Origin of the sequence: Thermolongibacillus altinsuensis, from assembly GCF_004341205.1 — a bacterium.
Taxonomy (GTDB): domain Bacteria; phylum Bacillota; class Bacilli; order Bacillales; family Anoxybacillaceae; genus Thermolongibacillus; species Thermolongibacillus altinsuensis.
In genome coordinates this window covers 85,220-108,065 of the sequence record NZ_SLUL01000002.1, presented here as the reverse complement: position 1 = coordinate 108,065, position 22,846 = coordinate 85,220, and the positions used below count along the sequence as shown (strand labels likewise).

The window sequence follows — 22,846 nt, the reverse complement described above, 5'->3', positions numbered from 1 at the left end:
GGCAATTCTATTATACTGAATATTTCCAAAAAATAAAACTATTTATTTTATTTAGAAAATTTTAATGAACAGGACCAAATACCGCTTTTTCTAACAATTCAGCTACATCGTACGTTGCTACTTTGTCTTCCACTTCTTTTGCTTTCGTTCCGTCTGTTAACATTGTCAAGCAATATGGGCAGCCGGAACTGATGACCGTTGGATTCACTTCTAACGCTTGTTCTGTACGGGCAACATTAATACGATTGCTCGTTGTTTCTTCCATCCACATTAACCCTCCGCCCGCTCCGCAGCACATTCCTGTTTCGCGATGGCGCTCCATTTCCACTAACTTCACCCCTGGAATGGCTTTCAAAATTTGACGCGGCGGATCATATACTTCGTTGTAACGTCCTAAGTAACAGGAATCATGGAATGTAATGACTTCATTCACTTCATATTTCGGAACGAGTCGTCCTTCTTCGATTAGCTTTGCTAACAACTCTGTATGATGATATACCTCCGCTTCAAAGCCAAAATCCGGATATTCGTTTTTAAATGTGTTATATGCATGCGGATCGATGGTGACGATTTTTTTCACGCCCGCTTTTTCAAATTCAGCAATATTGGCAGCCGCTAATTCTTGGAATAAAAATTCATTTCCTAAACGACGCGGCGTATCGCCTGAGTTTTTCTCTTTATTTCCTAAAATCGCAAACTTGACTCCCGCTTCATTTAGAAGTCGTGCAAAGGCTAACGCAATTTTTTGGCTGCGATTATCAAACGAGCCCATTGAACCAACCCAGAATAAATATTCAAACTCTTCTCCCGCTTTTTGCATTTCTTTCACGGTCGGGATATGCACATCTTCGCGCAACTCGCGCCAATTTTCTTTTTCTTTACGGTTTAATCCCCATGGATTTCCTTGACGTTCAATGTTCGTCATCGCTCGCTGCGCATCAGGATTCATCTTTCCTTCCGTTAAAACAAGATAGCGACGAAGATCAATGATTTTATCAACATGCTCGTTCATAACTGGACATTGGTCTTCACAGTTGCGGCACGTCGTACATGCCCAAATCTCTTCTTCTGTGATCACATCGCCAATTAGGCTAGGCATCTCGATCGTCGCCGCTTGTTCTTGCACACCTTGACCTTGTGCCATCAATGCTAATTGATTTCCTTTCGTATTCGCAAAAGCAAATGTCGGGACCCACGGTGCTCGCGATGTAATAGCTGCGCCTTTCTCCGTCAAATGGTCGCGCAATTTTAAAATTAAATCCATCGGCGATAACAGTTTTCCTGTTCCTGTCGCCGGACACATGTTTGTGCAGCGTCCACATTCAACACAAGCGTATAAATCAATGAGCTGGGTCTGCTTAAAGTCCTCGATTTTTCCAACGCCAAACGACTCTTGTGTTTCATCTTCAAAATTGATTTTCTCTAGTTTTCCCGGACTTGTGAGACGGCTAAAAAAGACGTTGACCGGACCCGCAATTAAGTGCGCATGCTTCGATTGCGGGACATACACTAAAAACGTTAACAAAATAAGCAAGTGCACCCACCAGGCAACATAAAACAAAACAGCCGCTCCCGTTTCGCCAACCCAGCTGAATAAGCTCGCAACGACGGAAGCAACAGGTTCACTCCAAGCAACCCCTTCGCCATGCCAAATGCGGCTCATTCCATTGCCAAATAAAACAGAAAGCATTAATCCACCGATAAAAATAAGCACCAATCCCGCTTTAAAATCGCGCTTTAAGCGAACAAGCTTTTCGATATAACGACGGTGAAACGCCCAAAGAACAGCGATTAAGACCATGAGTGTGACCAGTTCTTGGAAAAATGTAAATGCAGGATAAAGCGGTCCCAACGGCAAGTGGGCGCCAGGCACTAATCCTTTGATAATAAAGTCAATCGCTCCAAACTGCACAAGAATAAAGCCATAAAAGAACATGACGTGAATGATTCCGCTTTTTTTATCTTTCAATAATTTTTTCTGACCAAACACGTTTACCCATATTTTCTGAAGACGTTCTTTTACTTTTCCGTCAAACTCGACTTTTTTACCGAGTTTAATATAAGCCATCCTCGTTTGAACTAAATAAATAAATAAGTGGACGGCGTAGGCAGTCACAAGCAAAAAGGCAATCCAGTTGGCCCATAATAAGCTGCTCACCATTTCTCCCCCTTTTTTAAAAATAAAATAAATTTTCTGAATAGACTTACTTCCATTATATAATGAATGAGCATTCAGTCAATATTTTTTCTCATTTTTTATCTGCCTTGCGGGAATACTAAACAATCATAGCTGAGAGGGGACAAAAAATGAGAATTTTACTTATTGCGATCATTTTATTTTTACTTGTCATGCTTGATTATAAATTAGGAGAACGCGTATACAAATCGGCACTTAAAAAAAAAGAATATCCGAACCGCCAAAGTGATCTTACTTTATTTACAACAGGCGAAGCGCTATTTAACGATTATTTCGCAGAGCTCAAACAGGCGAAATACCACATTCATATACTATTTTATATCGTTCGAAACGATGACGTAAGCCAACAACTTCTCAATCTTTTAAAGAAAAAAGCAGAAGAAGGGGTGGAGGTGCGTGTACTTGTTGATTGGATTGGGAGCTTGGGATTATCGAGAAAGACCATTCAATCGTTAAAAGAAAGCGGCATTCAGTTTGCCTTCAGCAATAAACCATCTTTCCCTTTTTTCTTTTATAAATTAAATGAACGCAATCATCGAAAAATTACCGTCATTGATGGGAAAATCGGTTATCTAGGCGGATTTAACGTCGGCAAAGAGTACATGGGTCAAGATCCAAAGTTCGGAAACTGGCGAGATTACCACTTAAAAATCGTCGGTGAAGGAGTTCAAGATTTACAAACACAATTTAGAACGGATTGGAAACAAGCAACAGGAGTCGCCTTCAGCAAAACCGAAACATACTTCCCCCCTTTACCACAAGGGAAGATGAAACATCAACTCATCCCGACGGATGGAATGTACTTGCAAGAAAAATACATTGATTTGATCAAGCAGGCGAAGCGAGAAATCATCATCGGCAGCCCTTATTTTATCCCCGGAAAAAAAGTGATGAAAGCCTTGTTAGACGCAGCGGAACGCGGTGTTCATATTACCATTATCACTCCGATGCAAGCGGACCATATGTTTGTGAAAGAGGCCGCCATGCCCTATTTTCACCAATTGCTTAAGGCCAATTGCGATATTTATCGCTTTTACGACGGTTTTTACCACGCCAAAGTGATCGTTATTGACGATGAAGTCTGTGATATCGGCACAGCCAATTTTGACAAGCGCAGCTTTTTTATTAATTATGAGATGAACGGCTATATTTATGACAAAGCATTTATTCAATCATTGAAAGAAGCCATTGCTCGCGATCTCGAAACATCGGAGAAATTAACGATGCCATTTTTTCAAAACCGAACGATCGTGGATCGAGTGAAAGAAACGATTGCGACCATCCTATCTCCATTACTATAAAAGGGCAATCTCAAACCGAGATTGCCCTTTTTGTTACATTTTCTCTGGCGCAGAAACGCCGACGAGCGCCAACGCGTTTTGTAATGTAATTTGCACCGCCTTCATTAAAGCGAGACGAGCGCGGCTTTTTTCAACGTTTTCCGCATCTAACACTTTTTCTGCATTATAAAAGCTATGCAAAGCGGAAGCCAAATCAAAAATATAGTTGGTTATGCGATGTGGTGTGCGTTTTAACGCTGCTTCAGCAACCGCAGACGGAAATTCCCCTAACTTCTTCAATAAATCGATCTCTTTTTCCGATTGGATATAATCGAACTGCAAATCACCTTCATACGACAAGTTTTGTTCTTGTCCTTGGCGCAAAATGCTGCATACGCGCGCATGCGCATATTGAGCGTAATAAACAGGGTTTTCATTCGATTGCGATACCGCTAAATCCATATCGAAATCTAAATGCGTATCACTTGAGCGCATCGCAAAGAAATAACGTGTCGCATCAAGCCCGACTTCTTCCATCAAATCACGCATCGTTACGGCTTTTCCTGTCCGCTTGCTCATTCTTACTTTTTCACCGTTTTGATACAAGCTGACAAGCTGAATAATTTCCACTTCAAGCACGTTTGGATCATAACCAAGCGCTTCAATGGCCGCTTTCATGCGCGGAATATAGCCGTGATGATCCGCTCCCCAAATATTAATCAACTTGTCAAAGCCGCGTTCCAATTTATCTTGGTGATAAGCAATATCCGGCAACAAATAAGTATAAGAGCCGTCTTGTTTAATCAAAACGCGATCTTTATCGTCGCCAAATGTCGTCGAACGGAACCATGTTGCGCCATCTTTTTCATAAATATGCCCTTTTTCGCGCAAAGCGTTTAATGCTTTTTCAATTTTGCCGTTATGATACAAAGATGTTTCTGAATACCAAACATCGAATTTTACGCGGAAATCTTCCAAGTCTTTCTTAATTTTGTCCATCTCATAGTTCAAGCCGTATTCGCGGAACAATTTCAAGCGCTCTTGCTCATCCATATGCACGAATTTGTCGCCATGCTCTTCGGCTAACTTTTTGCCTAACTCAATGATGTCATCGCCATAATAGCCGTCTTCCGGCATTTCTTTATCGATTCCGAGCGCTTGGAAGTAACGAGCTTCCACCGACTTCGCTAAATTCAAAATTTGATTTCCGGCATCGTTAATATAATACTCGCGCGTTACATCAAATCCAGCTTTCTCTAAAATGTTGCATAGCGAATCGCCAACCGCCGCGCCACGCGCATGTCCTAAATGTAAGCTTCCAGTCGGGTTCGCTGAAACAAACTCCACTTGCACTTTTTGCCCGTTTCCGACGTTCGTTTCGCCGTAAGAAGCGCCTGCCTCTAAAATCTCCGGAATTAATTTTGTTAAATAGCGGTTATCCATGTAAAAGTTGATAAAGCCTGGACCCGCAATTTCAATTTTTTCAACCGATACCGCTTCTTTTTCAAAATGACGAACGATTTCCTCTGCAATCATTCGCGGCGCTTTTTTCGCCACGCGCGCCAACTGCATCGCCATATTGGTCGAATAATCACCGTGCGCCTTATCTTTTGGCGTTTCTAAAATAACGTCCGGAAGTTCGTCTTCTTTTGCTAAGTTTGCTTTTAGCACGGCATTTTTAATTTCTTCTTTAAGCTTTTGTTTCATTTGTTCAACAATATTCATGTTCACGCCTCCCTAAATGTAATCGTCATTGTATGACGCCCGACTTGTTCATGTTGCATCTCAAGTATGTAAGATAGAAATAATTGCCCTTTTTTTGTTTTTTCGTTATATCGAAATTCGATATGATCTGTTTTTGTTTTCATTGTCCAACTTCCAAACGAGGTTTGATAGCTTCCAGTCGTTTCATCTCTTTCGCGAAATACATGCCGCATATGAATCGCACCAGAGCGAAGCACCATGACTTCCCGATCTTTAATTTTGACAACTGTTTTCACTTTTCCTACTTCTTGATTTTCCTCAAACGTTAAATACACGGCGCTTCCTTTTACGTAGTATAGACCATTTGTTTCAAATACAACAGTTTCTTTTCGAAGACCATCTCGAATGTCCGTGACTTGTTTGAGATAAATCGGAGTTCCGTTTGTTTTTTCCACGATGGACACATCCTTACAATAAACACATTGTAACTTTCTTAAGTATAAAGGAATGGTTTAGCGATGTTCAAGAGTCCAAACCATGAAATAAGGTGGTCTCTTTCCCTATTAGAGACCACCTTGTTTGGATCTATGCTTATGAACCTCTCCCACCTACACGTTGTTTAGAGGGGGGAGACTTCTCGGTGAACATGTTAAATATGTTTTATGACAATAAAACCCGCCTTTTCGCAAGGCGGGTTTTAACATTCCATTTTCCATTATTTCCGTTTTTGCACCCAACCGAGAATCATTTCGCGAATAAGTTTGCTTGCAGTATTCGCCGTTTGCTCGGAATGGTCATAAATAGGCGCAACTTCTACCAAGTCTGCACCAACGACACGCACATCGGATCGAGCAATTTCATGAATCGCCGCAAGCAATTCTTTTGACGTAATTCCTCCTGCATCGACCGTACCTGTTCCTGGGGCGTGCGCTGGATCTAAAACGTCAATATCAATGGTCACATATACAGGGCGGCCAGCCAATGTTGGAAGCACTTCTTTCAACGGCTCTAGCACTTCAAATTTAGCAATGTACATGCCGTTTTCTTTCGCCCATTCAAACTCTTCTTTCATTCCGGAACGGATGCCGAAAGAGTAAACATTTTGCGGTCCGATCAGCTCGGCAATTTTCCGGATTGGCGTTGCATGAGAAAGCGGCTCTCCTTCGTAATGTTCGCGCAAGTCCGTATGCGCATCCATATGAATGATCGCTAAATCTGGATATTTTTTATACACAGCTTTCATTACAGGCCAAGAAACTAAATGCTCACCGCCAAGACCGAGCGGAAATTTATCCGCAGCTAAAACGCGGTCAACAAATTCTTCGATTAGATCTAAGCTGCGTTGAGCATTGCCGAATGGAAGCGGAATATCGCCCGCATCGAAATATTTCACTTCTCCTAGTTCACGATCTAAATACGGGCTATACTCCTCAAGTCCAATGGACACTTCACGAATGCGCGCCGGACCAAAACGAGAACCAGGGCGATAGCTGACCGTCCAGTCCATCGGCATTCCGTAAATGACCGCTTCGCTTTCCTCAAAATTCGGGTGGCTTTTAATAAACACGTTACCGGAATATGCTTCATCAAAACGCATGCTCATTCTCCCCCTGTTATTTCACTAAATCAGCAACAAATTTCGGCAACACAAAGCAAGCTTTATGCAATTCTTTTGTGTAATATTTCGTTTCAATTTCATGGAAACGATCATCGCTTACTTCAAGTGGGTCATATTTTTTCGAACCCATTGTAAATGTCCACATACCGCTCGGATACGTTGGAATGTTTGCGATGTAAAGGCGGGTAATCGGGAAAATTTCGCGAACATCGCGATGAACGTTGCGAATTAAGTCTGCTTTAAACCACGGATTGTCCGTTTGCGCAACGAAAATGCCGTCTTCTTTTAACGCCTTTGCAATTCCTGCGTAAAATCCTTTTGTGAACAAATTGACCGCTGGACCAACCGGCTCAGTTGAATCAACCATAATGACATCGTATTCATTTTCGCTTTGGGCAATATGCATAAATCCGTCATCAACTTTCACTTCAACGCGAGGGTCATCCAATTTTCCAGCAATCTCAGGAAGGTATTTTTTCGAATACTCGATAACCTTTCCGTCGATTTCCACTAGCGTCGCTTTTTTCACGCTTGGGTGTTTTAATACTTCACGAATAACTCCGCCGTCGCCACCGCCAACAACGAGAACGTTTTCTGGATTTGGATGTGTAAACAACGGAACGTGAGCAACCATCTCATGATAAACAAATTCGTCTTTTTGCGTGGTCATGACCATTCCGTCTAAAATAAGCATGTTGCCAAACTCTACGGTTTCGACCATGTCGAGCTTTTGAAATTCCGTTTGTTCTGTATGTAAAGTGCGTTTAATTCGTGCTGTAATACCAAAGTTTTCTGTTTGTTTTTCAGTAAACCAAAGTTCCATCTTGAACACCCTTTCATAAATGATGCAGCGCTTATCATTTCCTAAAATTTAAAAAACTAAACATGAAAAAGTATAGAGCAATCTAGCAAAATTTCAAGTAAAACTTAATAGAAAAACGTTTAAAAAAAGAAAAATCTTTTCATACTAAATTTAAATGCAATGAACAATGCAAGGAACGAGGTGATGAAAGTGGAAATCATCGCAATGAATCGGTTCAAAGGAACGTTGAAATATATTCGCCTACTGATTTTGATCACCATCATAGCCGCCGTGTTGCTCACCTTGTTTGTGATCGGATTGATCGGCTTTGCGAAATGGAAAGGAGCTCCTCCTTTAGCTGTTCCACAATCGACGATTTTTTATGCAGAAGATGGAACAAAAATTGGGGAAAACCATCACGGAGGAAAACGATATTGGGTTCCGTTGGAAGACATTTCGCCATACGCCATCCAAGCAACTTTATCGATTGAAGATCGGAAGTTTTTTGAACATCACGGCTTTGATTTTAAGCGGATCATGGCCGCCATCATTGCCGATATCAAAGCGATGGCGAAAGTGCAAGGAGCGAGCACGATTACGCAACAATACGCGCGCAATTTGTTTTTAAGCTATGAAAAAACGTGGTTCCGAAAATGGAACGAAGCGATTTATACGATTCGACTTGAAGCGAACTACAGCAAAGAACAAATTTTAGAAGGATATTTAAATACGATCTATTACGGCCATGGTGTATACGGCATTGAAGCCGCCGCCAATTATTATTTCGGCAAATCGGCAAAAGAATTATCCCTCGCTGAAGCAGCAATGCTTGCGGGCATTCCGAAAGGACCAAGCTATTATTCTCCGTTGGTAGACGAACAGCGTGCCAAAGAGCGGCAAAAAATCGTTCTCCGTTCAATGGTCGAAAACGGAGCTATTTCGGAAAAAGAAGCAAAAGAAGCCGAAAAGGTCCGTCTTCACTATTCCAAAGGCCAAGAGATGCTTACACAATCGATTGCTCCGTATTTTCAAGATGTCGTTAAAACGATTTTGCGCACAAAATTAGGATTGGATGAAGAAACGATTGAAATGGGTGGCCTTCGCGTCTACACGTCGCTCGATGTCGACATGCAAGCGATCGCTGAAAAACAAATCGAAACGATCATATCGAAACAATCCGATATTCAAGCTGCACTCGTAGCGATGGAACCGAAAACGGGGGAAGTGAAAGCGTTAGTCGGAGGACGCGATTACACAAAAAGCCCGTTTAACCGCGCTGTTCAAGCAGAACGACAGCCCGGGTCCACCTTCAAGCCGTTTCTTTACTACGCAGCGCTTAAGCATGGATTTACTCCTTCAACGGAATTGCGCAGCGAATTAACAACGTTTACGCTTGAAGATGGAACGACGTACACACCGCATAACTTCAATAATTATTATGCAAACGACTCCATCACGCTTGCTCAAGCAATCGCTTTATCGGATAACGTATTTGCAGTAAAGACGCATCTATTGATCGGACAAGAAGAACTCGTACAAACCGCCAAACAATTAGGCATTACAAGCAAGCTAAAAGCCGTTCCTTCCCTTGCACTCGGCACATCACCTGTTAAAGTCATCGACATGGTCCAAGCTTACAGCACGATCGCTAACAACGGGAAAAAAATAGAGCCTGTGTTTATAAAAAAAATCGTGAACTATGAAGGAAAAGTCATTTATGAACATAAACCGGTACACGAACAAATTCTCGATCCCGATCTCGCTTTCGTCACGACTCACTTAATGACCGGAATGTTTGATCCCGCATTAAACGACTATTCAACGGTTACGGGGCAGTCCATCATAAGCGAAATCACCCGTCCATATGCAGGAAAATCAGGAACGACCAAAACGGATAGTTGGATGATTGGCTATACACCTCAATTAGTTGCCGGGGTTTGGACAGGATATGACCGCGATCAAACGATTGATAAAATAGAAGAAAAACAATATGCGAAAAAAATTTGGGTCCGCTTCATGGAAGAAAGTTTAGAAGGAAAAAAAGTAAAATCGTTTGAACCAACGGATGGGGTTGTCGGCGTATACGTCGATCCGCATAATGGAAAGCTAGCCACAGACTCTTGTCCAACGAAACGATTCAGCTACTACATTGCTGGAACGGAACCGACAGAATCTTGCACCGACCATTTCCATGAAAAAAAGAAGAAAAAGAAAAAACCAAAAGAAAAAGACTCTTGGCTTAAACACCTCTTTGATTGGTTCTAGTCAGCAAGAATGCCCAAGCTGTAACAGCTTGGGCATTCTTGCGTCCTAGTTTTATAATGTGTTACTTATCTAGGTTTAGTTTACTCCTTTTCCCACAAAATCACAAGTATTGACAACTTTTCGTTCACAAAATTGTCAAATATTATCCATTATTTTCTAATAGTTTTTGTTTCAATTCCTCGCTTGAACGGTTCCACATCTCGATATTATGATTTTGTAAAAACGTCGCCAACACTCGTTTTGAACGTTCATCCATATGTTCAACAATAATATGGCGCTTTAATGATTTATCCATGCGATTCACATGTTCAGGAAGCGATTTGTATCCCCGACGTGCTTCGCGATCCACCGTCATTTCACAAGCAGTAACCCCCGCATAGTAAGGGCCGTCTTCTTTATGATCGACCGTTACCCACACGAGCCAGTACGGCTTTCCATTCGGCACTTCCTCACGATGAGGGGTAAATTTAATTCCTTTTTCAACCGCGCTGCGCGCATGCATCGCTCCCATATCAATAAACGCTTCCCCTGCTTCAATGTCGATAATGACAGGAGACACGTTCGCAAGACTGAGTACACCCGCACCGAAACTGCCATGCACTTCCGGTTCGTTTTTAATAATGTTAAACGCAAGCTTTTTCTTTTGCTCCAAAATGGTTTCATCCTTTCTTTACAAAATTAATGTCGCAAAAATCGATTGGAGCCATTGGCCAATGAACGGAATGGCGGTATGGAAAATCGGTTGAATCGTGTATTGATCAAGCGGTGTGAAAATAAGAATAAGGAAAATCAATGCGCCATAATTTTCAAACTGCGTCATTTTCACGCGAAGATCGTTTGGTGCTAAATCTTCAATGATTCGATAGCCATCCAGCGGCGGAAACGGAAGCAAATTAAAAACAAACAGCAAAATATTCAACCCGATATAAATCTCAAAAAACTGATAAAGCCCATCGCTAAACCACGGCGGGATCAAATCGAACAAGCCGAAGCGAATCATGCTGTACCAAAGCGCAAAACCAATCGCCGCTAACAACAAGTTGCTGAGAGGCCCCACTGCGGATACGAGAATACCTGCGATGCGAGGATGACGAAAATATCCGCGATTCACAGGCACCGGTCGCGCCCAACCGAATCCTGCTAAGAAAATCAGCAATGTACCAAGCACATCTAAATGCGCCAATGGCGAAAGCGTCAACCGACCTTGCTGTTTCGCCGTCGGATCACCAAATTTATAAGCAACATAAGCATGGGCGAATTCATGAACAGAAAAAGCAATCGCTAAAGCCAACACGACATATGGAATTTCTCGAATCGGATATGCTAAAAAGTTCTCCACTTTTCTACTCCTTTTCATATATTTCCTCAATTGTTCATTATACACGAAAAACCAAGAGAAAAACTACTTTCAAATGTGTCGAAGATGGTATAATAAGGATGTCGAAAAAAAGATCAAGGAGACGATGAACATGCCATATGTCACTGTCAAAATGCTAGAAGGACGCACAGAAGAACAGAAAAAAGCGCTCGTGGAAAAAGTAACGGAAGCGGTTGCTGAAACAACTGGCGCACCAAAAGAAAAAATTGTCGTATTCATCGAAGAAATGTCGAAAAATCATTATGCGGTCGGCGGAAAACGTTTAAGCGACGAATAATACACATCATGAAGGAAGCTAATGAATCAGCTTCCTTATTTTTTTCATTTTTTTATTGCATATCTCTTAAAAAACGAATAATATAATATATGGTTTTTAAAAATGTTCGTTTTTTTGGGAGAGATGAAAATGTTTCAAAATACGAAAACAGAAATTATAGCTGGTTTCACTACCTTTTTAACGATGGTGTATATTGTCGTCGTCAACCCGGTCATTTTGTCAGACGCTGGCGTGCCGTTTGAGCAAGTGTTTACAGCAACCATTATCGCAACCGTCATCGGAACGCTTTGGATGGCGCTGTTTGCCAACTATCCGATCGCGATTGCGCCCGGCATGGGACTGAATGCGTATTTCGCTTATTCCGTCGTCGGCTCGCATGGGAATATTTCGTATGAAGTGGCGTTTTCCGCTGTCTTTGTCGCAGGAATTATTTTCGTGATCTTATCGTTAACGCCGTTTCGCCGCAAGCTCATTGAGGCGATTCCAGACAACTTAAAACATGGCATTACGGCGGGAATCGGCCTGTTTATTGCTTTTATCGGCTTACGTTTAACAGGAATTATTAAAGCTCATCCGCAAAACTTAGTGGCATTAGGCGATTTGCATTCTCCTTCGGCCATTCTTACATTAATCGGCCTAGCCGTTACGCTTATTTTCATGTCGCTTCGCGTGAACGGTGCGCTCTTTTTCGGGATGATTGTAACGGGAATCATCGCTTATTTTACGGGTCAATTGAAATTTGACAAAGGCTTCGTTTCTGTGCCTTCACTTCCTGAAGGATTGATCATTGTCAATCCTTTGACAGCCATTGGAGATGTTGTGCAATATGGACTGTACGCGGTTGTCTTTTCGTTCTTGCTCGTCACCATTTTCGATACAACAGGAACGATGATTGGCGTTGCGCAGCAGGCAGGCTTAATGAAAGGGAATACGATGCCACGCGCCCGCGAAGCGCTTTTAGCTGACTCGATCGCGACAACCGTTGGCGCAATATTTGGAACAAGCCCGACTTGCGCTTACATTGAATCTTCTGCCGGAGTAGCCGCTGGAGGGCGCACAGGATTAACCGCTTTAACGGTCGCTGTGCTATTTGCCGTCTCCGCCTTTTTCGGCCCGCTTGTCGGTGCGGTTTCCGGAATTGCCGCGATTACGGCGCCTGCCCTCATCATTGTCGGAAGCTTAATGATCAGCAGCATCTCTCACATTAAATGGGACGAGTTAGATGAAGCGTTCCCGGCATTTCTGATCATCTTGAGCATGCCGCTTACATCCAGCATCGCAACAGGAATCGCATTAGGCTTTATCTCTTATCCGCTTCTAAAAATAACGCGCGGAAAATGGCGCGAAGTCCATCCGCTCGTCTATCTTTTTGCGGTATTGTTCTTCTATCAACTGGCGTTTTTACCTCATTAAGACGCCGCGATAAACGCCAAAACGTAAAAAGAAGTCCTCGCCATTAGGTGCGGACTTCTTTTTTTACTTTGCTACGCAATTGCTCGATATAGGAATGCGCCTGCTCGATTTCTTCTTCCGTATAACGTTGTTTGCTTTTGAGCGTGAATACTTTTTCTTTTATTTCTTCTTTGCTTAAGTCTTCAAAATAGAGAATCGTTGAAACAAGCTCTAAAAAACGCGCACTTTGTTCGTTCATGTCACGCAAGCAATCTTCTAAATGGGGCATGTCCAGTTCGTAATGGCTTAAAAATTCTTCCCCTGACTCTGTCAGCATGTAACGATATTGATAGTAACCGCCTTTTTTCTCTTTCACTTCATGTAAAAAACCTAAGTTGCATAGTTCTTCAATGCGCAACGTTAATTCTTCGGAATAAGGACCGTAAAAATGAAAATCAAATTTTTCATAGAAAGGAAAATCAATCTTTTTAGCGATATAAATCATTTTTTGCAGCTTTTTTCTCCCAACAATTTCCCCAACTGCCGCAAGGGCTTTCATAATTTTCGCATGCTCGATCAACAACGTTCCGTCATCTCCTAACCCTCTAAAATTTCTTTAATCTTTTTCTTAATGTTTCGTTTTGTCGATACATCGTCGAGAAAATCTTGCGGAAAGTACAGTTTATGGTCTGTTCGCCGCTTGCCTGAAATCGCATCGACAATCGTGGATTCGCGTGATAGTTCACGAAGTTCTCCGTTTGGCATTAATAAATAAATCGGCAAGCGCTCTTCTTCTTCTCCCGGGCGATAAAAATCATAAGGGAGGTCAGACGAAGAATCGACAACTAAATAATACTCAGGATCGATGCCTGCCTTTTTAAATAGCGTTGTCAATTCCATTAACTTTTTCATCTGTTCGTTCGTTGGATGAAATTCGACGTATTTGAACAAGTTTCGATTGATAAAACGACGGCATAAATCACTTAAAATCTCATCTTTTTCGTCTTGCCATTGTTGAAAATAATAAAGAACGACCGCTTCATCTAGTTTCAAGTAGTCTTGTAATTGAATGTTTCCAACAAACAGAGAGTGGAAATGAACAGGAGGTGTTTGAAACGTATATCCTGCCAAATAGAGATGTTTCGCACGGTGTAAAATTTTCGTTAAAATCACTTCAGCGCTGCGCGTAACCGGATGAAAGTATACTTGCCAATACATTTGATAGCGGCTCATGATGTAATCTTCGACGGCATGCATGCCGCTTCGTTTAATGACGACTTGGTCTTCACGCGGACGCATGACGCGCAAAATGCGCTCCATATCAAAGTGACCGTAACTAACACCTGTATAATACGCATCACGCAATAAATAATCCATCCGATCGGCATCAATTTGGCTCGAGATTAAGCTGACGACCAACTTATTTGGATACGTTTTTGCAATGACTTCGGCTACTTTTTTCGGAAAATCATCAGAAACGCGGCGAAGAACCGCATTCACTTCCGTATCTCCTAAAATAATGGCACGCGTAAAATGTTCATGATCGAGATGAAACACTTTTTCAAACGAATGGGAAAACGGTCCGTGACCTAAGTCGTGAAGAAGTGCAGAGCATAAACAAAGCAAGCGCTCATTCCGATCCCAATCATCTCGGCCATCAAATACGTCATCGACAATGCGACGAACGATCTCATAAACCCCGAGGGAATGGTTAAAACGGCTATGCTCCGCTCCGTGAAACGTTAAGTACGTCGTCCCGAGCTGTTTAATGCGGCGAAGACGTTGAAACTCTTTTGTCCCAATTAAATCCCAAATTACTTTATCGCGAACGTGAACATATCGATGCACAGGATCCTTAAATACTTTTTCTTCGCTTAATTTTTCGTTGGGATACAATCTTTCTCCCCTCTTCCATTCATAACATAGCTTTATTATAGAGCGTGAATCGACATAAACAAATACTTAATTTTTCCTAAAAATATAAAAAAATCACCTTGCATCTAGATGAAGGCGATTTTTCGTCATTTCTTTAGTTTTTCCGCAATCTTGGCGATCAATTCATCTTCGTTTGCCGCAGATACAGGACGGTTATTAACAAACGCGAACGATTTTTTCCGACCAGGACCGCAGTAAGATTGGCAACCAATTTCAATTTTTGCGTTAGGATCTAATTTTTTCAAACGAGGCAACAACGTTTTTAAATTGGTTGCTTGACAATCGTTGCAGACGCGAAATTCGTTTGCCATTGCATTCAACCTCCTTGCTTACGCTTTGACGCTAACGTGTATTCTAACGCTTCTGTCCAAACAATGCAAGTCACATCTATTTCCTTAAAAAAATAGTATATATTCCTCTTTTTTTGGTGATTATGAAAATAAAAGAATGTGAAAGGAGAATGTTTAATGAAACTACGACAAGATGCATGGACAGAAGAAGAGGATCTTCTTCTTGCTGAAACGGTGTTAAGACATGTACGCGAAGGAAGCACACAATTAAATGCGTTTGAAGAAGTGGGAGATAAATTGAATCGCACGTCCGCTGCTTGCGGCTTTCGCTGGAATGCGGTGGTACGTCAGCGCTATGAAGAAGCGCTGCAAATGGCGAAAAAATATCGAAAACAGCGTCAACGTGCGCTCGGAAAACAGCAAGCCGTTCGCAAACGGTTACTGTATCATCCGCCTGTTCCAACACTGGAAGAAATCAGTGCAGAGCCATTGCATGCGGAAGCAGAAGAAACAAATGGTCTCACACTTGATCATGTCATCTCGTTTTTGCATACGTTAAAGAGAACGTATACAAGCCAAGAAACGCTGCGCATTGAAAATGACAGATTAAAAAAGGAGCTAAACGAAATAAACAGCAGAAACAAAGAGTTAGAAAAGAGAGTGAATGAATTAGAGCAAAATGCTTCTACCATGCAGGAAGACTATGAAACATTAATGAGAATTATGAACCGTGCAAGAAAAATGGTGCTTTCCGAAGAGGAAGAACATTCGCCAACGGTCTTCAAAATGGACAAGAATGGCAATCTAGAAAAAATTGAAAGAATTGCGGAATAAGAAGAAGCTGTCTCTTGATACAAGAGACAGCTCTTTTTTATCATTTCAACACTTTTTCGTTTCGTTCAACGATTCGCTGCCAATACAGTTCATATCGTTCCCATTCTTCAGGCGTTAACGAGGAAGAAACAAGGTTGCTCCCACGCGATTGAAGCGCCTGAAATAAACGTAAGATGAGCGTTTGCACGGTTATTTCTTCTTTTAATAATTCGGTTAACGACGCCATCGTTTCAGGAACGACCGTCGGGTAAACAAATTTTGTTTGTTCCCCAGAAAGAGCGTGCTCATAAAATTGTTGGATGAGTTCGGCGCGCTCTGCTCCGCTTCCGCTTGCGCATAAATAAATTTGCACAGCCACTCCACCGCGCAGACGGCGTTGCGAAATCCCCGCAAACTTTTTGCCATGAATGCTTAAATCAAAGCTACCTGGACAATACGAACCAACCACTTCGCCCGCTTTCACTTCTGCACCGTAAGGAGCCAGCATATACTGAACAAGTTGCGCCATCGCTTCATATCCCCGGTCAATATCGATTCCTTTTTTCGTGTCTGGGAAAATGAGCGAAACATTCAATACCCCTTCGTCTAAAACGACGGCTAAACCTCCTGAATTGCGTACGATGACATTCCATCCTTTTTCACGCAACAAGCGAACCCCTTTATCTAAATAAGGCAACTTCGTATCTTGAATGCCTAACACAACGGTTTGATGATGCACCCACATGCGCACAATCGGTTCAGACCGACCGCTCCCAACTGCCTCGCAAAGCGCATCATCAAACGCAAAAGACTGTTTTGCATCAAAATGGTAGCCTAAACTAGAATGATCAATGATTCTCCATGTCGGTTGCTTTAAAAGCTCGCTCATCATCGCATCGCCACTTTATAGCGCTTGAGCGGCAGTAATTAACGAAAGTTTGTATACATCTTCTGCGCTGCATCCGCGTGATAAGTCGTTCACCGGTTTGTTTAGCCCTTGTAAAATTGGACCAACCGCTTCAAAGTTACCGAGGCGTTGCGCAATTTTATAGCCGATATTTCCCGCTTCTAAGCTTGGGAAGATAAAGACGTTCGCATCGCCTTGAATGACAGAATCTGGCGCTTTCTTTTTCGCTACAGATGGAACGAACGCCGCATCAAATTGAAACTCTCCATCCAATACCAAATCTGGAGCCATTTCTTTTGCAATGCGCACCGCTTCGATCACTTTTTCTGTTTCTGGAGATTTCGCAGACCCTTTTGTCGAAAAGCTTAACATCGCAACACGCGGTTCGATGTCAAACATCTTTGCCGTATTGGCGCTTTCAATCGCAATTTCCGCTAAATCTTGGCTATCTGGAGAAATGTTGATCGCGCAATCCGCAAATACATACTTTTCATCGCCGCGAACCATAATGAACACACCGGAAGTTTTGCGGATGCCTGGTTTTGTTTTAATAATTTGCAGCGCTGGGCGAACCGTATCGGCTGTTGAATGAGCCGCCCCGCTCACTAAGCCGTCCGCTTTGCCAACATAGACAAGCATTGTTCCAAAGTAGTTTTCATCTAACAAAATTTTGCGCGCCTCTTCTTCCGATACTTTTCCTTTGCGTCGCTCAATAAATGAGGCAACGAGCGCATCCATTTCTTCGTATTGCTCTGGATCGATGATTTCAACGTTCTGTAACGTCACTCCAAGCTCTTTCGCTTTGTTGGCTACCGCCTCTTTATTCCCGATCACGATCGGCAATAAAATGTTTTCCTCCGCTAAACGTCCAACAGCGGTTAAAATTCGTTCATCTAATCCTTCAGGAAACACAATTTTGATGTTTTTTCCCGCTACTTTCTCCTTTAAAATTGAAAATAGATCGCTCACAAAAATTTCCTCCTTAATTTATTGAAAAAATTTATCTACTTATTAGGATACTATTCTGAACTTGAAAAGCAATCAATTACATCCCAACAGAAAATAGTCTTTTTTTTATAATAATTCTGTCACATTTTCTCATTTATTAACCGTTAAAAAAGAGCAAAACTAGCAAAGAAAATGAAACATATGATACAATTCCGATAGTACATATGTAGAAGGAGTTGACATGACAATGAGTGAAGCAGCACAAACGTTAGATGGTTGGTATTGTCTTCATGATTTCCGTTCAATCGACTGGTCCGCATGGAAAACGCTCACAAGCGATGAGCAGCAAGCAGCCATTCATGAATTTTTAGCATTAGTAGAAAAATGGGAAAAGACAGAAGCAGCTAATAAAGGCAGCCATGCGATCTATACGATCATGGGGCAAAAAGCGGACATCATGTTCATGATTTTGCGTCCGACGATGGAAGAGCTTCATGAAATCGAAACAGCCATTAACAAAACAAAATTAGCGGAATATCTCGTTCCGTCGTATTCTTACGTTTCCGTTGTTGAATTAAGCAACTACTTGCCTGCTGATGCTGGCGATCCATATGAGAATCCAGAGATTCGCCGTCGCCTTTATCCAATTTTACCAAAAACAAAACATGTTTGCTTCTATCCGATGAATAAGCGTCGTCAAGGAAATGACAACTGGTACATGCTTTCGATGGAGGAACGCCGCAATTTAATGCGTGCTCACGGCATGACAGGACGCAAATACGCAGGAAAAGTCGTACAAATCATTACAGGTTCCGTCGGATTTGACGATTATGAATGGGGCGTCACCCTCTTCTCTGATGACGTACTGCAATTTAAAAAGCTCGTATACGAAATGCGCTTTGACGAAGTAAGCGCGCGTTTTGGCGAATTCGGCTCTTTCTTCGTCGGCAACTTGTTAACAAAAGAAAAAATGTATTCATTTTTACACGTATAAAGACCTCTTTACTTAGAGGTCTTTTTTCTTTCTGTCATAATCGTCGATATCGATTGATACATATGAAATAGAAGAAGATATTTTTGTCACCTTTTTCCGCTTCAATAATAGCCTATTATTGTTGAGTTGATTGCTTTATAAGCGAGGTGAGGAAATGGCTGTTGTTGCTCATAACGAAGAAGATGTGAAGCTTCTTGCGAGATTAATGCGGGCCGAAGCGGAAGGAGACGGGCAACTCGGAATGTTGATGGTAGGCAATGTCGGCATTAATCGCATACGAGGAAACTGTTTAGACTTTAAAGGATTGCGCAGCATTCGCCAAATGGTTTTTCAAAGTCCTGGAGGATTTGAGGCAATTCAAAAAGGATATTTTTATCAGCGAGCGCGAGAAGAAGATATGCGTCTCGCACGCAACGTCATTAGAGGATGGCGCTATCATCCAGCTACCAATTGCCTTTGGTTTTTTCGCCCTGCCGGGGCATGTCCAGCGCAATGGTTCAACCAATGGAATACAGGACGCTATAAATCCCATTGTTTTTATGCACCGAGTCGTTCGGATTGTCCACGCGTGTATTAATTTTTAGGAGGGATCTTTATGAGCCAATATGAAAATGATGATCGTCAACAAATGCCTTACTACACGCAACAAGTTCCTTATTACACCTATCCTTATTACTATCCATATACAGGCCAACAAATGCAACCATATACAGGCCAAATGCAAACGTTCCCATTCGGAATGCCTTCACCAACATTTGTACCGCAAATGCCAACAACTGCCGCACAAACACCTGTTACCGCCAGCCAACCGTTACCTGGCATGTTGCCGCTCGAAGAATCGTATATTGAAAACATTTTGCGATTAAATAAGGGAAAAGTCGCTACCGTTTATATGACATTTGAAAACAACCGCGAATGGAACGCCAAAATTTTTAGAGGCAGAATCGAAGCGGCTGGACGCGATCATCTCATTTTAAGCGATCCACAAACAGGCATGCGCTACTTATTACCGATGATTTACTTAGATTACGTCACATTCGATGAAGAGATTGTGTATGAATACCCGTTTGCTGATGCGGGATTAAGCACATACGCACCACGTTAAAAAACGAGGCTTGTCTGCCTCGTTTTTTCATTACAAATATTTGATTGCGGCATAACCGATTAACAACCATCCAATGAGAAAAGCGACTCCGCCAAACGGAGTAATGGCGCCGAGAACTTTGATTTGCGTCACGCTTAAGACGTACAAACTACCTGAAAATAAGACGATGCCTGCAAACATTAACCATCCAGCGATTGGAATAGAACTAACATGCGGCCATTTTGCCGCTAAAAGCGCCACAATAAATAATCCGAGCGTATGAAACATTTGATATTGCACAGCCGTTTGCCACGTCTCGATATACTTATCAGGAATTTTTCCTTCTAAAACGTGCGCTCCAAACGCACCTAATGCTACAGATAAAAAGCCATTAATCGCCCCAAGTAAAACAAAAATTTTCATATTCTCTCTCCCCATTTCTATTAAAATTCAAACAATGACGGACCGTTCGCATCATCGCCGATTTCAATACGCTCACGCTTAGAAAGCAACGGTGCTGTCGGTTCATCAACTGAAGTGACTGCTTGTTCTTTTTCTTGCAAAACTAAATCGCAAAGGACACGAATAGCCGCCATATGCTCACGAACATTCTCAATCGATTGCGCCCGCTGAGCTTGGGCAATCTCTTCCGCCATCTTTGCTAAAATTTTTGTTAAAGATATTTCCAAAACGTTTTCACTCCCGTCTTCCTATTTCGTCTAAACTAATGTTATCTTATACATAGAAAGTTTTCAATTTGAAAGCGCTTTAAGATGGTGGCGACAGATGAAGCGAACATGGTGGTACATTGTTTAAAAGTCAATCCAAACCATAAAGAGATCAACGTCAAAAAAGCGCTCAAAGATTCAAATTCCGTCTACCATTGTTAAAGCTCATTCAATTACGAAAAGAAAATTCAGTGATGGTACTATTCGAAAAACGATTCATACATTTATGCTTATACGCGTGAGTTGGATGGCGTTATGCGAAGCGCGCATTTATGAAATAAAACAGGACTGACATCGCTCAGTCCTGTTTTCATTTCGCTGCTTCTTCAAAGCTGGAAAGCTGCTCCTTTTTTCCGAAAATAATAGCTAAATCCCCCACTTGCAATCGTTCATCTGGGGATGGATTGCTGATGATCGTTCTTCCGCGCTGAATCGCGACAACAGTCACACCATAACGAGTGCGAATCTCACTTTCTCGCAACGAACGGTTCACGAACGAAGAGTTGACCGCAATTTTTACTTCCTCCACCGCAAACTCTTCTTCATGTTCATGGAAAATGGTATCTACATAATCAACACTCACCGGTTTCAAAATCGTCATCGCCATTCTCCGTCCGCTTAAAAACGACGGATTGATCACTTTATCCGCACCAGCGCGACGCAGCTTTTCCTCTGTCTCGGGCCGTTCTGCGCGGGCGACGACTTGAATGTCGCGATTCAAACCTTTTGCCGTCAACGAAATAAAAACATTATCCGCATCCGCAGGCAAAGCCGCAACCAAACCAGCCGCCCGCTTGATTCCTGCCGCAAGCAACACATCATCTTCTGTCGCGTCTCCTTCTATGTATAGCACTTGATCGGCCATTTCTTCGAGATGTTCAATGTTTCGTTCAACAACGACATCTGTCCCGTTTTTTAATAACTCTCGCACCACTTGTTTCCCGACACGCCCGAAACCGCAAACAATAATGTGGTTCGACAATGATTCAATTTTCTTTCTCATTCGTCTCCTCCGCACCGTTTTTGAAAATTCCCCTTCAATCATCATCGACGCGACTGCCCCTGTCGCATACGTCACAATGCTAATCCCAATCGGAATAATAAGAAGCGCAAACATTTTCCCATAAAATGTTTGGGGCACCGTATCCCCATAACCAACCGTCAAAATCGTCACAACGGTCAGCCACAGGGAGTCAAAAAAGAGAGCTGTTCAGAAAACATAAATCCGATCGTTCCAACACCGATCGCTAAAAACATCGCCACCACGGATGCGACGAGCGATTTCGATGAATTCATCGCTCCATCCCCTCTTACTTTCTTTTCTCCACAAATTTCATACATTCCGTACCTGAAGATTGCTTTACGACAAGCGAAGGCATCGCTGCGCTTTTAAATCCGAACGCGCGACAGCCTTTCGGAAAATGCCGGTCCCACGTCACATAAAAGTGCTGACACTTATAACAATTCACCCGTTTCTCCATCGCTCTCCCTCAAATGTTTTCGATTTGCCAATCGATTGGCTCATGGCCAACTTTTTGTAAAAAGGCATTTGTCTTCGAAAACGGACGGCTACCGAAAAAGCCGCGCGCTGCCGAAAATGGGCTTGGATGCGGCGCTTCAATAATGTAATGGTGCGGATTTGTAATCAGTTCCTTCTTTGCTTGCGCATGGCGCCCCCATAAAATGAACACAACTGGCGTTTTCTTTTCGTTTACAAGTTCAATGACGCGATCGGTAAATATTTCCCATCCTTTTCCTTTATGCGAGTTTGCTTGGCCTCGTCGTACCGTTAACACCGTATTTAACAATAACACGCCCTGCTTCGCCCATTTGACTAAATAACCGTTGTTTGGAATATAACAGCCAAGGTCGTCATGCAGCTCTTTAAAAATATTTAACAACGATGGAGGAATCGGAACACCCGGTTTTACGGAAAAGCTTAATCCGTGCGCTTGTCCCGGTCCGTGATATGGATCTTGTCCTAAAATAACGACTTTTACTTGTTCGTACGGGGTGTAATGAAGCGCATTAAAAATGTCATACATATCGGGATAAATCGTTCTTGTGCGATATTCTTCCTTCAAAAATTCCCGCAACTTTAAATAGTACGGTTTTGTAAATTCTTCTTCTAAAAGCATTGCCCAATCATTTTTTAGCACAGCCATCCCGCTTAACTCTCCTTGTTTTGTTTATATTGAAAAGGCTACCCTATTTCATAGGATAGCCTGTTTTTG

24 protein-coding genes and 2 pseudogenes are annotated in these 22,846 nt (G+C 42.2%); 9 read left to right on the top strand and 17 right to left on the bottom strand.

Features of this window, described 5'->3' with window-relative positions:
* Positions 1–61: 61 nt before the first annotated feature.
* A complete protein-coding gene (locus EDD69_RS02145) occupies positions 62–2,161 on the bottom strand; it encodes a (Fe-S)-binding protein (RefSeq protein WP_424565323.1) in 2,100 nt (699 codons plus the stop codon).
* Between the two features lie 146 nt (positions 2,162–2,307).
* On the opposite strand from EDD69_RS02145, the gene cls reads away from it, so the two are divergent.
* Complete coding sequence (gene cls, locus EDD69_RS02140; RefSeq protein ID WP_132947310.1) at positions 2,308–3,498, top strand: cardiolipin synthase; 1,191 nt, start codon at positions 2,308–2,310, stop codon at positions 3,496–3,498.
* Between the two features lie 33 nt (positions 3,499–3,531).
* Here cls and argS read toward each other — a convergent pair whose 3' ends face one another.
* From argS to speE, 4 genes are all read right to left on the bottom strand, one after another.
* Positions 3,532–5,202 carry an arginine--tRNA ligase gene (gene argS / locus EDD69_RS02135; protein ID WP_132947309.1) on the bottom strand — a complete coding sequence of 557 codons (1,671 nt, stop codon included), beginning with the start codon at positions 5,200–5,202 and terminating at the stop codon, positions 3,532–3,534.
* A 2-nt stretch (positions 5,203–5,204) separates the two neighbouring features.
* Entirely contained in the window at positions 5,205–5,636 is a 432-nt protein-coding gene (locus tag EDD69_RS02130) for a YwiB family protein (RefSeq protein ID WP_132947308.1), read from the bottom strand.
* Positions 5,637–5,896: 260 nt separating this feature from the next.
* A complete protein-coding gene (gene speB, locus EDD69_RS02125) occupies positions 5,897–6,778 on the bottom strand; it encodes an agmatinase (protein ID WP_132947307.1) in 882 nt (293 codons plus the stop codon).
* 16 nt (positions 6,779–6,794) lie between these two features.
* A complete protein-coding gene (speE, locus tag EDD69_RS02120) occupies positions 6,795–7,622 on the bottom strand; it encodes a polyamine aminopropyltransferase (RefSeq protein ID WP_132947306.1) in 828 nt (275 codons plus the stop codon).
* Positions 7,623–7,811: 189 nt separating this feature from the next.
* Here speE and EDD69_RS02115 point away from each other — a divergent pair, with 189 nt between their 5' ends.
* Positions 7,812–9,866, top strand: coding sequence for a transglycosylase domain-containing protein (locus tag EDD69_RS02115; RefSeq protein ID WP_132947464.1), 2,055 nt, complete (start codon positions 7,812–7,814; stop codon positions 9,864–9,866).
* Between the two features lie 142 nt (positions 9,867–10,008).
* Here the strand turns inward: EDD69_RS02115 and EDD69_RS02110 are convergent, their stop codons facing one another.
* The gene (locus tag EDD69_RS02110; RefSeq protein ID WP_132947305.1) at positions 10,009–10,518 is read right to left on the bottom strand and encodes a YwhD family protein; all 510 of its coding nucleotides are present in this window, start codon (positions 10,516–10,518) and stop codon (positions 10,009–10,011) included.
* An 18-nt stretch (positions 10,519–10,536) separates the two neighbouring features.
* Complete coding sequence (locus EDD69_RS02105; RefSeq protein WP_132947304.1) at positions 10,537–11,205, bottom strand: site-2 protease family protein; 669 nt, start codon at positions 11,203–11,205, stop codon at positions 10,537–10,539.
* Between the two features lie 130 nt (positions 11,206–11,335).
* Between EDD69_RS02105 and EDD69_RS02100 the strand changes: the two genes are divergently transcribed.
* Positions 11,336–11,521 carry a 2-hydroxymuconate tautomerase gene (locus EDD69_RS02100; RefSeq protein WP_243643016.1) on the top strand — a complete coding sequence of 62 codons (186 nt, stop codon included), beginning with the start codon at positions 11,336–11,338 and terminating at the stop codon, positions 11,519–11,521.
* A gap of 129 nt (positions 11,522–11,650) precedes the next feature.
* The gene (locus tag EDD69_RS02095; RefSeq protein ID WP_424565322.1) at positions 11,651–12,934 is read left to right on the top strand and encodes an NCS2 family permease; all 1,284 of its coding nucleotides are present in this window, start codon (positions 11,651–11,653) and stop codon (positions 12,932–12,934) included.
* 43 nt (positions 12,935–12,977) lie between these two features.
* On the opposite strand, the gene EDD69_RS02090 is transcribed toward EDD69_RS02095, so the two are convergent.
* The 3 genes from EDD69_RS02090 to EDD69_RS02080 form a co-directional block, all read right to left on the bottom strand.
* Positions 12,978–13,496: a YwgA family protein gene (locus tag EDD69_RS02090; protein ID WP_132947301.1), complete on the bottom strand. Its 519-nt coding sequence runs from the start codon at positions 13,494–13,496 to the stop codon at positions 12,978–12,980.
* Positions 13,497–13,510: 14 nt separating this feature from the next.
* The gene (locus EDD69_RS02085; protein ID WP_132947300.1) at positions 13,511–14,809 is read right to left on the bottom strand and encodes an HD domain-containing protein; all 1,299 of its coding nucleotides are present in this window, start codon (positions 14,807–14,809) and stop codon (positions 13,511–13,513) included.
* A gap of 125 nt (positions 14,810–14,934) precedes the next feature.
* Positions 14,935–15,159, bottom strand: a complete 225-nt coding sequence (locus EDD69_RS02080) for a YuzB family protein (RefSeq protein ID WP_132947299.1) — start codon at positions 15,157–15,159, stop codon at positions 14,935–14,937.
* Between the two features lie 156 nt (positions 15,160–15,315).
* On the opposite strand from EDD69_RS02080, the gene EDD69_RS02075 reads away from it, so the two are divergent.
* On the top strand, positions 15,316–15,972 hold the full coding sequence (locus EDD69_RS02075) for an RsfA family transcriptional regulator (RefSeq protein ID WP_132947298.1): 657 nt from the start codon (positions 15,316–15,318) through the stop codon (positions 15,970–15,972).
* A 40-nt stretch (positions 15,973–16,012) separates the two neighbouring features.
* Here EDD69_RS02075 and lipL read toward each other — a convergent pair whose 3' ends face one another.
* Together lipL and pta are read right to left on the bottom strand one after the other, a co-directional pair.
* Positions 16,013–16,843: an octanoyl-[GcvH]:protein N-octanoyltransferase gene (lipL, locus tag EDD69_RS02070; protein WP_132947297.1), complete on the bottom strand. Its 831-nt coding sequence runs from the start codon at positions 16,841–16,843 to the stop codon at positions 16,013–16,015.
* A gap of 12 nt (positions 16,844–16,855) precedes the next feature.
* Complete coding sequence (pta, locus tag EDD69_RS02065) at positions 16,856–17,827, bottom strand: phosphate acetyltransferase (protein WP_132947296.1); 972 nt, start codon at positions 17,825–17,827, stop codon at positions 16,856–16,858.
* A 226-nt stretch (positions 17,828–18,053) separates the two neighbouring features.
* On the opposite strand from pta, the gene hemQ reads away from it, so the two are divergent.
* The 3 genes from hemQ to gerQ all read left to right on the top strand — a co-directional run bounded on the left by hemQ (position 18,054) and on the right by gerQ (position 19,905).
* Complete coding sequence (gene hemQ / locus EDD69_RS02060; RefSeq protein WP_132947463.1) at positions 18,054–18,800, top strand: hydrogen peroxide-dependent heme synthase; 747 nt, start codon at positions 18,054–18,056, stop codon at positions 18,798–18,800.
* Positions 18,801–18,954: 154 nt separating this feature from the next.
* Positions 18,955–19,377: a cell wall hydrolase gene (locus EDD69_RS02055; protein WP_132947295.1), complete on the top strand. Its 423-nt coding sequence runs from the start codon at positions 18,955–18,957 to the stop codon at positions 19,375–19,377.
* A gap of 18 nt (positions 19,378–19,395) precedes the next feature.
* Complete coding sequence (gene gerQ / locus EDD69_RS02050) at positions 19,396–19,905, top strand: spore coat protein GerQ (protein WP_132947294.1); 510 nt, start codon at positions 19,396–19,398, stop codon at positions 19,903–19,905.
* A gap of 30 nt (positions 19,906–19,935) precedes the next feature.
* On the opposite strand, the gene EDD69_RS02045 is transcribed toward gerQ, so the two are convergent.
* Together EDD69_RS02045 and EDD69_RS02040 are read right to left on the bottom strand one after the other, a co-directional pair.
* Positions 19,936–20,307, bottom strand: coding sequence for a DUF423 domain-containing protein (locus EDD69_RS02045; RefSeq protein ID WP_132947293.1), 372 nt, complete (start codon positions 20,305–20,307; stop codon positions 19,936–19,938).
* Between the two features lie 20 nt (positions 20,308–20,327).
* Positions 20,328–20,573: a YwdI family protein gene (locus tag EDD69_RS02040; RefSeq protein WP_165871702.1), complete on the bottom strand. Its 246-nt coding sequence runs from the start codon at positions 20,571–20,573 to the stop codon at positions 20,328–20,330.
* Between the two features lie 123 nt (positions 20,574–20,696).
* Between EDD69_RS02040 and EDD69_RS15745 the strand changes: the two are divergent.
* Positions 20,697–20,867 (top strand): annotated as a pseudogene (locus EDD69_RS15745) (glucohydrolase); the annotation flags it as partial.
* 55 nt (positions 20,868–20,922) lie between these two features.
* Here EDD69_RS15745 and EDD69_RS02030 read toward each other — a convergent pair.
* The 3 genes and pseudogenes from EDD69_RS02030 to EDD69_RS02020 all read right to left on the bottom strand — a co-directional run bounded on the left by EDD69_RS02030 (position 20,923) and on the right by EDD69_RS02020 (position 22,777).
* Positions 20,923–21,908 (bottom strand): annotated as a pseudogene (locus tag EDD69_RS02030) (potassium channel family protein).
* 14 nt (positions 21,909–21,922) lie between these two features.
* Positions 21,923–22,093, bottom strand: a complete 171-nt coding sequence (locus EDD69_RS02025) for a uracil-DNA glycosylase (RefSeq protein ID WP_132947292.1) — start codon at positions 22,091–22,093, stop codon at positions 21,923–21,925.
* Positions 22,094–22,102: 9 nt separating this feature from the next.
* Positions 22,103–22,777: a uracil-DNA glycosylase gene (locus EDD69_RS02020; protein ID WP_132947291.1), complete on the bottom strand. Its 675-nt coding sequence runs from the start codon at positions 22,775–22,777 to the stop codon at positions 22,103–22,105.
* Between the last annotated feature and the right edge of the window lie 69 nt (positions 22,778–22,846).

Coding starts and splice junctions, on each gene's coding strand:
- EDD69_RS02080 (WP_132947299.1), bottom strand. CDS start 15,159: ATGGCAAACGAATTTCGCGTCTGCAACGATTGTCAAGCAACCAATTTA.
- EDD69_RS02055 (WP_132947295.1), top strand. CDS start 18,955: ATGGCTGTTGTTGCTCATAACGAAGAAGATGTGAAGCTTCTTGCGAGA.
- EDD69_RS02145 (WP_424565323.1), bottom strand. CDS start 2,161: ATGGTGAGCAGCTTATTATGGGCCAACTGGATTGCCTTTTTGCTTGTG.
- hemQ (WP_132947463.1), top strand. CDS start 18,054: ATGAGTGAAGCAGCACAAACGTTAGATGGTTGGTATTGTCTTCATGAT.
- argS (WP_132947309.1), bottom strand. CDS start 5,202: ATGAATATTGTTGAACAAATGAAACAAAAGCTTAAAGAAGAAATTAAA.
- speE (WP_132947306.1), bottom strand. CDS start 7,622: ATGGAACTTTGGTTTACTGAAAAACAAACAGAAAACTTTGGTATTACA.
- EDD69_RS02045 (WP_132947293.1), bottom strand. CDS start 20,307: ATGAAAATTTTTGTTTTACTTGGGGCGATTAATGGCTTTTTATCTGTA.
- EDD69_RS02020 (WP_132947291.1), bottom strand. CDS start 22,777: ATGGCTGTGCTAAAAAATGATTGGGCAATGCTTTTAGAAGAAGAATTT.
- speB (WP_132947307.1), bottom strand. CDS start 6,778: ATGCGTTTTGATGAAGCATATTCCGGTAACGTGTTTATTAAAAGCCAC.
- lipL (WP_132947297.1), bottom strand. CDS start 16,843: ATGATGAGCGAGCTTTTAAAGCAACCGACATGGAGAATCATTGATCAT.
- gerQ (WP_132947294.1), top strand. CDS start 19,396: ATGAGCCAATATGAAAATGATGATCGTCAACAAATGCCTTACTACACG.
- EDD69_RS02095 (WP_424565322.1), top strand. CDS start 11,651: ATGTTTCAAAATACGAAAACAGAAATTATAGCTGGTTTCACTACCTTT.
- EDD69_RS02075 (WP_132947298.1), top strand. CDS start 15,316: ATGAAACTACGACAAGATGCATGGACAGAAGAAGAGGATCTTCTTCTT.
- EDD69_RS02100 (WP_243643016.1), top strand. CDS start 11,336: ATGCCATATGTCACTGTCAAAATGCTAGAAGGACGCACAGAAGAACAG.
- EDD69_RS02025 (WP_132947292.1), bottom strand. CDS start 22,093: ATGGAGAAACGGGTGAATTGTTATAAGTGTCAGCACTTTTATGTGACG.
- cls (WP_132947310.1), top strand. CDS start 2,308: ATGAGAATTTTACTTATTGCGATCATTTTATTTTTACTTGTCATGCTT.